4 protein-coding genes and 3 pseudogenes are annotated in these 8053 nt (G+C 57.6%); 2 read left to right on the top strand and 5 right to left on the bottom strand.

The annotated features are described in order from the left end of the window. Positions 1-114: 114 nt before the first annotated feature. A pseudogene (locus CINSTRO3249_RS10235) lies at positions 115-759 on the bottom strand (LysR family transcriptional regulator); the annotation flags it as partial. A gap of 86 nt (positions 760-845) precedes the next feature. Between CINSTRO3249_RS10235 and nfo the strand changes: the two are divergent. Then, positions 846-1685, top strand: a pseudogene (nfo, locus tag CINSTRO3249_RS10240) (deoxyribonuclease IV); the annotation flags it as partial. Between the two features lie 132 nt (positions 1686-1817). On the opposite strand, the gene fruA reads toward nfo, so the two are convergent. Genes fruA through fruB form a run of 3 tightly spaced genes read right to left on the bottom strand, consistent with a single transcriptional unit; the run spans position 1818 to position 5590 of the window. Further along, entirely contained in the window at positions 1818-3509 is a 1692-nt protein-coding gene (gene fruA / locus CINSTRO3249_RS10245) for a PTS fructose transporter subunit IIBC (protein ID WP_074013210.1), read from the bottom strand. A 12-nt stretch (positions 3510-3521) separates the two neighbouring features. Next, complete coding sequence (fruK, locus tag CINSTRO3249_RS10250; RefSeq protein ID WP_074013211.1) at positions 3522-4460, bottom strand: 1-phosphofructokinase; 939 nt, start codon at positions 4458-4460, stop codon at positions 3522-3524. Further along, complete coding sequence (gene fruB / locus CINSTRO3249_RS10255; protein ID WP_074013212.1) at positions 4457-5590, bottom strand: fused PTS fructose transporter subunit IIA/HPr protein; 1134 nt, start codon at positions 5588-5590, stop codon at positions 4457-4459. The genes fruK and fruB overlap by 4 nt, the downstream gene beginning before the upstream one ends. 403 nt (positions 5591-5993) lie before the next feature. Between fruB and CINSTRO3249_RS10260 the strand changes: the two are divergent. Further along, a pseudogene (locus CINSTRO3249_RS10260) lies at positions 5994-6677 on the top strand (MFS transporter); the annotation flags it as partial. 16 nt (positions 6678-6693) lie between these two features. Here the strand turns inward: CINSTRO3249_RS10260 and CINSTRO3249_RS10265 are convergent. Then, positions 6694-8053, bottom strand: a 1360-nt coding sequence (locus tag CINSTRO3249_RS10265) for a flagellar biosynthesis protein FlhF (RefSeq protein ID WP_254304262.1), incomplete at its 5' end; no start/stop codon positions are given.

Below are 8053 nucleotides of genomic sequence, written 5' to 3' on the forward strand. Positions count from 1 at the left end.
AATGCTGGCGTGAAAGGTGAAGCGGAGGGCTATAGCTTTCGTCGAAGGTCATGGCCTTATGGCGGCAATCTGGCTCACTCCGCTCCATGCGGTAGTAGCTAACCACCACATGTTTATTACATACAAGTGCGGCAAGCGCGAGAGCAGCAGGTGGTCAACGATATCGCGGGTACCCGAGCCACGTTCTCGCAGTATCCAGGGCGCGTCCGCCAGGGCGGGCAGCTCGAGCTTGCGCCCCGCCAGCGGGTGGTCGGGTGCAGCAAAAATCACCAATTCGTCATTGAGCCAGGCGCGGGTTACCAGATCCGGGTGGTGACTCGGCCCTTCAATCAGCCCCAAATCGACGCGGAAATCCGCCACGGCGTTGATGACCTCCTGACTGTTGCCCACCTGCAGCGACAGCGGGGTATCAGGTACCGCGCGCCGGTAGCCGGCAATTAGCGCCGGCAAAATATAATTGCCGATGGTACTACTGGCGAACAGCCGCAAGGCGCCATTTCCTTGCGAAAACAGCGTGCCTATCTCTCCCGCCTGTTCAAGCAACGCGACGGCACGAGGATAAAGCAACCGTCCATGCTCATTTAGCACCAGCCGTTTGCCCACACGGTCAAACAATTTTACCTTTAACTGTTGTTCCAGATCGGTCAGCGCCGCACTGACCGCCGACTGCGACAACGATAATATCTGGGAGGCTTGGGTGGTCGAACCGCTTTTCAGTACTTCGGCAAAGACTTCCAGCTGGCGCAGGGTAATGGCCATAGCTTCAGTAATCTAACATTTCAACGAGATAACCAACTATAATCATTTCTTTTCTCCTCTTCACTTTAACCGGGAGCCCAGCTAGGATGAGCGAAAACAAGTTTATCGGCGCGCACGTCAGCGCAGCGGGAGGCGTGGACCAGGCGGTGGCGCGCGCGCACAGTCTCAAGGCAACTGCATTCGCGCTGTTTACCAAGAACCAGCGGCAGTGGAAAGCCGCAGCGCTGACCACCGAAACCATCGATAATTTCCGCGCCGCCTGTGAGCGCTACGGTTATTCTTCCCGCCAGATCCTTCCCCATGACAGCTATCTTATCAATCTTGGCCACCCCACCCACGAGGGCATCGAAAAATCGCGCGCTGCATTTCTTGATGAAATGCAGCGCTGTGAGCAACTCGGTCTGAGCCTGCTTAATTTTCATCCCGGCAGCCATTTACAGCAGATTGAGGAGGACCACTGCCTGACACGTATCGCCGATTCCATCAATTTGGCGCTGGAAAAAACCCGGGGCGTCACCGCCGTCATCGAAAATACCGCCGGCCAGGGCAGTAACCTCGGCTTTCGCTTTGAACAGCTTGCGGCCATTATCGATCGGGTGGAGGATAAAAACCGTGTCGGCGTCTGCATTGATACCTGCCACGCCTTTGCCGCCGGTTATGATTTGCGCACCGCATCAGCCTGCGCCGACACCTTCCAGCAGTTCGCCGATATCGTCGGGTTTTCCTATTTGCGCGGGATGCATCTTAACGACGCCAAAACCGACTGCGGTAGCCGGGTCGATCGCCACCACAGTCTCGCCGAAGGCAAGATAGGTAAAACCGCCTTTGCCTGGATCATGGCCGATAAACGCTTCGACGGCATTCCGATGATTCTGGAAACGATCAATCCCGACATTTGGCCGCAGGAGATCGCCTGGCTGCAGGCGCTGGCCGCCGGCAAGCTGAGCGCCAAACAACATCGCCGGGAAGAAAAACGGCCCGCAGAGCAGGGTCTGCAGGCCGTGACGAGCCGGATTAGGCGCATTGGGTTTCCCGCCGGCAATGCGGGGCCGAACGCCTTAGGCCAGCGCTTTAACTCTCTCTTCGTCAGGGCGTTTCAGCAAACTGTACAGCACGCCCAGGAATAAGGTGCCGGCGGCAATAGCGATGACATAGCCGAACACCGGCGAGATGGCGCCCGGGATAAGCAGCACAAACAGACCGCCGTGCGGCGCCATCAGCGTCGCGCCAAACAGCATCGACAGGGCGCCGGTGAGCGCGCCCGCCAGCATGCTAAGCGGGATCACGCGCATCGGATCGCGGGCGGCGAACGGAATCGCCCCTTCCGAAATAAAGCACAATCCGAGCACAAACGCGGCTTTACCGGCTTCACGCTGGGTGTCATCGAACTTGCGGCGTCCGATAAGCGTGGCCACCGCGATGCCCAACGGCGGCACCATCCCTGCGGCCATAATCGCCGCCATCGGGCCATAGGTCTGCGTGCTGAGCAGCGCGACGCCGAAAGCGTAGGCGGCTTTATTGATGGGGCCGCCCATATCGCTGCACATCATCGCGCCGAGGATAGCCCCCAAGAGTACAGCGTTAGCAGTGCCCATCACCTGCAGCCAATGCGTTAGGGCGGTCAGAATTTTGGCCACCGGCGTCCCCACCACATAGATCATCACCAAACCGGTTATCAAGGTGGCGATAAGCGGAATGATCAGAATCGGTTTCAGCGCCGCCATGCTTTGCGGCAGGGGCAGTTTATTGCTGATGAGCTTCGCCACATAGCCCGCCAGGAACCCGGCGATAATACCGCCGATAAAGCCCGCGCCGGTGCTAACCGCCAGCATCCCGCCCACCAGCCCCGGCGTCAGGCCCGGACGATCGGCTATCGAGAAGGCGATGAAGCCCGCCAAGACCGGCACCATGAGCGCCAGAGCGGATTTGCTGCCGATTTCCATCAACGCCGCGGCCAGCGTGCCCGGCTGTTCGGCGGCATGGATGCCGAAAATGAAGGACAGCGCGATACAAAGCCCCCCCGCCACCACCATCGGCAGCATGTAGGAGACGCCGGTCAGCAGATGGCGATAAGCACCCGGCGAGGTTTTTTTCCCCTCGGCCACCGCGCCCTGTCCCGCCGGCTGGAAGACGTTGGCTTCCGCTACGGCGTTATCGAGCGTCTGCGCGGTTTTTTTCAGCGCCAGCCCGGTACTGGTCCGGTACATGGGTTTACCGGCGAATTTGCCGAGATCCACTTCTATATCCGCCGCCACAATCACCAGGTCCGCCTCACGCACCTCCTCGGGAGTGATAGCGTTACCGGCGCCTACCGATCCCCGGGTTTCCACCTTGACCCACCAGCCGCGTTTTTTCGCTTCGGCCTCGATGGCCTCGGCCGCCATAAAGGTGTGGGCAACGCCGGTGGGACACGCCGTCACCGCGACCACCCGTTTCGGGCCGGACGCCGTCACCGCGCCGGCGGCAGACGGTGCGGCAGCGGCGGCCTGATACGGTGCGGCCTGCGCGCGGGCGCGCTGCAAAAAGGCGTCTGGATCGACGGCGGCGTCTTCCGCCGTTCCCTGGAAAGCGGTTTTACCGTTGAGCGAGGCATCGCCGGCCCCTTGTCCCACCAACACCCAGAGTTCCGCATCCGCATTGTCATTGACCAGTTGCAGATCGTTTTTGTTTGCCGCATCAGTCAACAGCGTGCGCAGCAGATGGCTGCGGGCCTGGCCTAATGCACCGTCCAAAATCAGACGTGTTTTCATACTCACTCCCGCTTAATTAAAAGGTTTCAGGTCGACCCGGGCCATCATGGCCGCCAATTGTGGGCGATCGGTCACGCCCACATTGCTTTGGCTGACCGCCAGCGCCGCCACGGCCGTTGCCAGCCGGAGCGTATGTTCGCTTGATTCGCGCATCAAGAGGCCATAAATCAGCCCCCCCACCATCGAATCGCCCGCGCCGACGGTGCTCACCACTTCGCAGGCCGGCGGTTTGGCAAGCCAGGCGCCGGAGGCGTTGACCCACAACGCGCCTTCGGCGCCGAGCGAGATAACGACATGGGCGATCCCCTGTTCGCGCAGGGCATGGGCGGCCTCGACGACGTCGGCGAGCGCCGGCAACGGCCGGCCGGCCCAAATTTCCAATTCACGACGGTTGGGTTTTACCAGCCAGGGCGAGGCTTTTAGCCCGGCCACCAGCGCTTCGCGGCTGCTGTCGAAAATAATGCAGGGGCAATGACTGCGCAGCTTCACCATCCATTCGGTGAAAGCCACCGGCGCCACGCCAGCCGGCAGGCTGCCGCTGACCGCCACCATATCAAACTGGCCAAGCCAGGTGAGCGAGTCATTGACGAAACGGTCCCAGTCCTGCGGCGTTACCGTAAAACCGGAAAAGTTAAAATCCGTGACGTCGCCGTCTTTTTCGGTCAACTTAACATTGATACGCGTACGGCCTTGCACCACCTGGAAACGATTGGCAATGCCCAGATCGCTAAACAGCAGTTGAAAGCCGTCCTGATTTTCTTTCCCTAAAAACCCGCCAACGGTGACGTCGATGCCCAGATCTTTTAGCACCTTGGCAACGTTAATGCCTTTGCCCGCGGCGTGCAGCCCGGTGGTTTGCACCAAATTGACTTCGCCGCGCTCGATTTCCGGGCAAAAACCCACCAAATCGTAAGCCGGATTTAGCGTAATCGTTGCTACGCGTCTGCTCATGCCTCTCCCTCCCCGAGACCTGAGGCAATGGCCTCGCCAATTGCCTGCAGCGCCTGTTCGGCATCATTGCCTTCAGCGGTAAAACGTAATTTGTGACCTTTTTTGACGCCGAGCGCCACCACTTTCATCAGGCTGCGTCCGTTGGCGGGTTTACCGCTACCGTCCAGGTTGGTGACGGTGATAGCACTGTCGAACTGTTTGATAACGCTAACCAGCGCCGTGCCGGGACGGGCATGCAACCCGTGCTCGTTGCGCACCACAAATTCGGCGGTGAGTTGATTCGCCTTCTCCGCCACTTCGCTGGTCAGTAGCGCCAGCAGCGTCGGGCCATCGGCGTCAGCGAGCCGGTCGGCGCGCCCCTGGCGCAAAAGCGCGGCAAGGTAGTCCAGCACCGGCAGCGGCTGACTGTCCGCCATCGCCACCGTCATCAGCAACGTGACCGGCACGCCATCCTGGTCGAAGGGCGTAGCCGGGCGACTGAGGGCGACGGCGCTTATCATGTTGCCCTGCATGCTGTCATCAAGCCACACGCCCTGCCCCAGATGAAGCGGCGCGCTGGCGATAACGTCGCTCACGAAATCGGTGTCCACGGCGCCAAGACGCATTAGCAAACCGGCATTTAGCGCTTTCAGCGTCATCAGATCGCCGGCCGCAATGTCCAATATTAACGTTGAGCTGTCAAACAGAAACGCCGCCGGCTGTTGCTCGCCCATCAGTACGCTGCGCAGTTCCTCGGCCGAGTCGGTTTGCGCCAGGCGCGCCGCCAGAGCTTCATCGCTCAGCACATGGGTCAACTGCCGCAGCAGGGCAAGATGCTCGTCGGATCGCGCGGCGATACCAATGACGACATAGGCCGTTTGGCCCTCGCCCCAGTCGATGCCCTGCGGGTATTGAAAAACCTGCACCCCGGTATTTTGCACCAGATGGCGAGTCGTGGTGGTGCCGTGCGGAATGGCGATACCGTTGCCCAAAAAGGTCGAGGTTTGGGTTTCCCGCTCCATCATCCCCGCCAGATAACCGTCGCTGACGCAGCCCGCCTGCGTCAGCGCATCCGCCACCTGACGAATGGCTTGCGCTTTATTCTCGGCCTGAGCGCCGGGATGGATGTCATGTAATGACAGCTCGAACATAATTCTCCTCACCTGCTGAATGCTGAAGTTGAATCGTTTCATCTAATGGCGTTAAAAAACGCGTGACTTCTGAATTGTTGCTCAAAAAGCCACACTGAAACGTTTCAAGGAAGTGTGAAACCAGTTCGCTCTGAATGCAAGGGATGGCGTATATTTCGTGATGAATCTTTGATGCCCCGCACATTTTCCCGCCGGCGGCCCAGCCTGAATCACGCGTGCTGAAGCAGCGCTGAAGCCCGGCCGGGGGCGTCGTCGGAGATTTTTTCCCGCGCGGTGTCTTCCTTTTATGGGGGTTGCTAACGGGGGGTTTGCCCGGCAGGTCTTTTTTTCCGTCACGCTATTTTGTTTTGCCACCATCGGCGTATGATGCGCCCGTCCCTGTCCTTTACCCCGAACGATTTTCATGATGCTTAGCCCTGCCGCTCTGGTGCGGCGCCTGCCGGATATGACCGCTACGGCCTTTCTGGCGATTGCTTTTCTGACCGGTATCGCCGGTGCGCTCCAGTTGCCCACGCTCAGCCTGTTTTTATCCCAGGAAGTCCAGGCCCGGCCGTTTATGGTGGGTCTGTTTTATACCGGCAGCGCCATTATCGGTATTTTCGTTAGCCAGTTCCTGGCCACCCGCTCCGACCAACAGGGCGATCGCAAGCTTCTGATTTTCAAATGCTGTCTGCTGGGCGCGTTGGGCTGCGTGCTGTTCGCCTACGATCGCAACTATTATCTGTTACTCGGTCTGGGTGTACTGCTCACCAGTTTTGGCTCCACCGCCAACCCGCAACTGTTCGTCCTGGCGCGCTAACATGCCGATCATACCGGCCGTGAAGCGGTGATGTTCAGTTCGGTGCTGCGGGCGCAGGTTTCGCTGGCATGGGTTATCGGTCCCCCGTTGGCGTTCGCGCTGGCGCTGGGATTCGGCTTCAAGATGATGTATTTGATGGCCGCCGTGACGTTCTTGCTTTGCGGTGCTTTAGTCTGGCTGATGTTGCCCTCCAGGCCTAAAACCGGGGCTCAGGCCCGGTCGGTGCTGGAAGCGCCGCGCCGCAATCGGCACAATACGCTGTTATTGTTTGCCGCCTGTACTTTGATGCATAGGTATCTACACATCAGGGAGGAGGCTTAAGAGCAACTCTCGCTAAATGAGTAAGTTCTTCCAGACTATATTCCGATAATAATTTTAGTGTATTCAACAAGATGGATAGGCCAGCGAGCAGAGCAGGAGCGCTCTCTCTGCGGCCTCGCTTTTGCTGTCGTCCTGACAAGCGACATATCAGCTGGCGGGCTGCCGCATTTTCTTCTCCTTCAGCGCGTTGCAGCCGCCATACCAGAACAGCAGCCATACTGGCTATTAACAACCTGCGTAGTACGGCTGGCGCGCTGCGCTGAAGCCATGTTTCTACGTCATGTCCGGCACCTTTCAGCAACTTAAAAAATGATTCAATATTCCAGCGCCAGTAATACCAACGAGCTACTTCCTCGCAGGTGATCTCGCTGCAAACGTTTGTAAGCAGCGTCCAGCGTCCCACCACATTACCGAGATCATCCGTAAGCCGAACAACAACCAATCTGACCGTCAGAGGCTCTCCAGGTTGGATTTTTATGCGGCGGCCGGTTTCTTTATCTTTACGCTTCTGCTGCGCAGCTCGGGTTATGACTATCGAGGTTTCACTGATTTCCATATCAGCTTTTTTCCCTTTCCAGTCTACCTGTCCGCATCCGTTGTATGGCAGAAGAGCAGCAATCTCACCAATTTTCAATGAATTACCTTGCCACTCTGCACCATGTCCTTCTTTTCCTCGGATAAGCCAGCATATTCCTTGAGTACTCAACGTCCGCATATGTCCAATAGAGTCACCCTCTCTATCAATTATATGAATCAGCTTTTTACCTATATTAAGCGATTCCACACGGGCAATATCGGTCGTCAAGGCGTCCATATGTGTCTGCCGTTCGGACAGTCCTTCCGCCAACGTTGAATGACAACCGGTTGCATCGGTAAGTGTCTGAGATAGAGGCGCTATTGGCAAACCCGTGCCAGCATCAACCAGCAAGCTGCTTTGAAGTTCATATCCAACATCGCCACCGTGCGTCATTTTTAAGCGTCCGTATTTGGCATGATGGTAAAGAAATTGTAAACGTGACCAATCATGAACAACGAGAGCGTATGGATGCGGGCTAAGCGAAATTTGCTCAAGTGCTAGCGAAATAATTGGCTCATTGAGTTGACTGAAGCTAATTCGCTTATTATTCAGAAAACGCCAGACAGCTTGGGTAGTTGCGAAAGTTGATTTTTGAGCACTTGCGAGGTCTTTAACCGCAGAAGCAAGAAGAGCCGCGGGCGTCATATGCTGTTTAACCAGCGTCTGATATCGGCGGGTAAGGCGAGAGTCAATCCCGCCAACAGATAGGTTGAAATCATTCTGCAAAGTAATAACAGGTATCACGATAAATGTGTAGATACCTATG

The organism is Candidatus Sodalis sp. SoCistrobi, from assembly GCF_900143145.1.
Taxonomy (GTDB): domain Bacteria; phylum Pseudomonadota; class Gammaproteobacteria; order Enterobacterales; family Enterobacteriaceae; genus SoCistrobi.